The organism is Betaproteobacteria bacterium, from assembly GCA_016791345.1.
Classification (GTDB): Bacteria; Pseudomonadota; Gammaproteobacteria; order Burkholderiales; family JAEUMW01; genus JAEUMW01.
Genome location: JAEUMW010000034.1, coordinates 1 through 3,739, shown reverse-complemented (window position 1 = coordinate 3,739; position 3,739 = coordinate 1). Strand labels below are relative to the sequence as shown.

Sequence of the window (3,739 nt, the reverse complement as noted above, 5' to 3'; positions counted from 1 at the left end):
CAGTGGCAGGTGCAGGTCGACCCGCAGCGGCTGCTCACGCTCGGGCTCGCCATCCAGGACGTGCTGGCGGCGGTGCGCGGTGCGGCCGGCGTGCTCGGCACCGGTTTCATCGAGAGCGCCAACCAGCGCATCGTCATCGCCGCCGAGGGCCAGCCGAAGAATCCGCCGCAGCTCGGGGAGGCGGTGATCGCGATGCGCGAGGGGCGGGTGATCCGCATCGCCGACGTGGCGCGCGTCGTGGAAGGCCCGGCCCCGTCGATCGGCGCGGCACTCATCAACGGCGAGCCGGGCGTCTTTCTCATGGTGCAGGGCCAGCTCGGCGCCAACGTGCGTTCGACCACGCTTGCCCTCGAAGCCTCGATCGAGGAGCTGAAGCCGCTCTTCGCGGCGGAGCGCGTCACGCTGCATCCGGGCCTGTTTCGTCCCGCCAACTTCATCGACACCGCAGTCGGCAACGTGCAGCGCGACATCCTCATCGGCTCGGTGCTGGTGATCGCGGTGCTGTTCCTGTTTCTCTTCGACGCCCGCACGGCGTTCATCTGTGCGACCGCCATTCCGGTGTCCCTGATCGGTGCCGTGCTGGTGCTCGAATATCACGGCGTCGCGCTCAACATCATGGTGCTGGGGGGGCTTGCCATCGCGCTGGGCGAGGTCGTCGACGACGCGATCATCGACACCGAGAACATCTTCCGGCGCCTGCGCCAGAACCGCGAGCAGGGCGGCCCCGCAAGCGGGTTCGACGTCGTGCTGGATGCGTCGATCGAGGTGCGCAGTTCGGTCGTCTACGCCACCTTCATCGTGGCGCTCGTGTTCGTGCCGCTGCTTACGCTGTCGGGTGTGGCCGGCAAGCTCTTCGCGCCGCTCGGGCTGGCCTACATCCTCGCCATCCTCGCCTCGCTGGTGGTGGCGATGACGCTCACCCCCGCGCTCTGCTTCCTGCTGCTCGCGCGCGCTCCGCTCAAGGCGCAGGACCCGCCCCTCGTGCGCTGGATCAAGCCGCGCTACGGCCGCCTGCTCGGCCGGGTGGAGCGCCATCCGGCGCGGGTCATGGGCAGCGTTGGCCTCGTGCTCGCCATCGGGCTCGGCATCCTGCCGTTCTTCTCCGGCGAGTTCCTGCCGGCCCTGAAGGAAGGGCACTACATCATCCACATGGCGGCGGTGCCGGGCACCTCGCAGGAGGAATCCCTGCGCATCGGCAAACGCGTGGCCGGCGATCTGCTCGCCATCGACGGAGTGCAGTCGGTCGCGCAGTGGGTAGGGCGCGCGGAGCGGGGAGCGGACACGTTCGGCGTCCACTACAGCGAATTCGAGGTGGAGACCGGCGCCCTCGCCGGGCGCGAGCAGGCGCGCATCCTCGACGCGATACGAGATCTGTTCAAAGACGACGTCCGCTTTCCCGGCCTAACCTTCGCCGTCAACACCTTCCTCACCGAACGCATCGAGGAAACCATCACCGGCTATGCGGCCGGTGTTGCGGTGAATCTGTTCGGCCCCGACCTGGACGCGCTCGACCGCGACGCGCAGGCGGTGGCGCGGGTGCTGGCGAGCATTCGGGGCGCGTACGACGTGCAGCTGCAGGCGCCGCCGGGCACGGCGCAGCTCACGGTGCGCCTGCCGCCGGAACGGCTCGCGGTGTGGGGGCTTGGCAGCGCGACGGTGCTGGAGACGATCCAGGCCGCCTACCAGGGCACGACGGCAGGGCGCATCTTCCGCGAGAATCAGGTGGTGAGCGCCGTGGTGGTGCTGCCGCCGGAGCTGCGGCGCTCGATCGCGCAGGTCGGCGCGCTGACGCTGCGCAATGCGGAAGGCAGGATGCTGCGGCTGGCCGACGTGGCCGACGTCGAACTGGAGAACGGCCGCTACAAGGTGCTGCACTTCGGCGGGAAGCGCCTGCAGACGGTCACCGGCAACGTGGCCGGGCGCGATCTTGCCGACTTCGAGCGCGAGGCCAGGCGACGCGTGGCGGCGGAGGTCGAACTTGCCCCCGGCAACTTCGTACAGTTCAGCGGCACGGCGCAGGCGCAGGCGCGGGCGCGGCGCGATCTCGTCACCCATTCGCTGCTCGCCGGCGTCGGCATCTTCATCCTGCTCTACGTCGCGTTCGGGAATCTGCGCAATCTCGCCATCACCTTCATGAATCTGCCATTCGCCCTGTTCGGGGGCGTGGTCGCGGTGCTCGCGACCGGCGGCTGGCTGTCGCTCGGCTCGCTCGTCGGCTTCGTCACGCTCTTCGGCATCACGTTGCGCAACTCGATCATGCTGGTGTCGCACTACCAGCATCTGATCGAAGTCGAGGGCGCGACGTGGTCGAAGGAGACCGCCTTGCGCGGCGCACAGGAGCGGCTGCCCTCGATTCTCATGACGGCGCTGGTCACGGCTTTGGGACTGCTGCCGCTCGCGCTCGGCAGCGGTCAGCCCGGGCGCGAGATCGAAGGGCCGATGGCTACCATCATCGTCGGCGGACTGGTGACCTCGACCCTGCTCAACCTCGTGGTGCTACCAACCGTCCTGCTGCACTACGGGCGCTTCGTCGCAGCAGACCGGTGAGGTTGGTCGCTACGGCGAGTTCTTCTGATCGGGATTGACAATCGCGAACTGGGCAGGGATGCGCGCGTAGAAGAGACTCACGCCTTCCGTCTCGATCGATTCGAGCAGGCGTTGCGCTTCTTCTTCGTTGACGATGAACTCCACCTCCACCGTTAGGCTGCCGGCGAGCTCGAAGAAGCGATCCGTGTGCACGACGTGATGCCGGCCGAATCCCGCCATGGCGCGGAAGGCCGAGCCGCCGCGGATGCCGAGTTGGGCGGCATGTTCGAGCAGCCAATCCCACAAGAGAATGCCGTGATGCCGCTGGTTCTCGTGCAGATAGAAACGCAGAAACAATCCTTCCACGCGCTGATCTCCCGGCTTGCCAGGGAAGCTCCTATTGTGCCGTACCCCTGCGCGAGGGGGGAGTCCCGCCTTGCTTCTCCTGCACGCACCGCCGTGGCGAGAACAGAGAATCGAGAGACGGTATGAACTTAGACGGTATGAACTTAAACTGGGACGGGGCAGACCAACCCGGCGAGTCCCGTTGCTCCCCCTTGCCTGGAACGCGACCGGATGTTCCCACGGTCTGCGGTGCCGGACGCCCCCGAGCAAGGCGCCGGGACACACTCTCACCCACAACACTGAAGGAGCCTACTATGGTGACGAAGCGTATCCAAGCACTGCTTGCGGGTATCTCGTTTGTCATGCTTGCAGCCCCCGTGCTCGCCGACAACGAAGTGAAGGGGCTGATCGAGTCGGTCAAGAAGAGCAACCAGTCGTTCGTCGTCAACGGCACCGAATTTTTCGTTACGCCAACCACCAAGTACGAGGACGGGCTGAAAGGCTTCGAGGATCTCAAGCAGGGTCTCAGGGTCGAGGTCGAATACCTGCAGCGTGACGGCAAGCACTGGGCGAAGGAAGTCGAACTCGAGGATTGATCAGGCTGCCTGAACGAGCCGCCGAGGCGGTCCGGAAGGCGGTCCGGACCGAACGGTCCGCGATCCGGGCGGGGGAGGCATAGCAACGTGGCGAGCGCACCGTCCGCGGATTTCGTTGCCATTGCCACGCATCTCAGCGGTGCGCTGCTGGCCGGCGGGGCCATCGGCCTCGAACGGAGCTTTCACGGAAGGCCGGCGGGCTTTCGCACCCACGCCCTCGTCTGCCTTGCGTCGAGCCTGCTCATGCTCGTGACTCTGTATCAGCAGACGTG

At 66.8% G+C, this 3,739-nt stretch carries 4 protein-coding genes; 3 read left to right on the top strand and 1 reads right to left on the bottom strand.

Annotated features, from left to right (window positions below; genetic code table 11):
* Positions 1-2,547: efflux RND transporter permease subunit (locus JNK68_01205; protein MBL8538964.1), on the top strand; the 2,547-nt coding region annotated here is incomplete at its 5' end.
* Positions 2,548-2,556: 9 nt separating this feature from the next.
* Here JNK68_01205 and JNK68_01200 read toward each other — a convergent pair.
* Positions 2,557-2,892 carry a DUF190 domain-containing protein gene (locus JNK68_01200; GenBank protein MBL8538963.1) on the bottom strand — a complete coding sequence of 112 codons (336 nt, stop codon included), beginning with the start codon at positions 2,890-2,892 and terminating at the stop codon, positions 2,557-2,559.
* Positions 2,893-3,188: 296 nt separating this feature from the next.
* Here JNK68_01200 and JNK68_01195 point away from each other — a divergent pair, with 296 nt between their 5' ends.
* Together JNK68_01195 and JNK68_01190 are read left to right on the top strand one after the other, a co-directional pair.
* Positions 3,189-3,467: a hypothetical protein gene (locus JNK68_01195; GenBank protein MBL8538962.1), complete on the top strand. Its 279-nt coding sequence runs from the start codon at positions 3,189-3,191 to the stop codon at positions 3,465-3,467.
* Between the two features lie 87 nt (positions 3,468-3,554).
* Positions 3,555-3,739: MgtC/SapB family protein (locus tag JNK68_01190; protein MBL8538961.1), on the top strand; the 185-nt coding region annotated here is incomplete at its 3' end.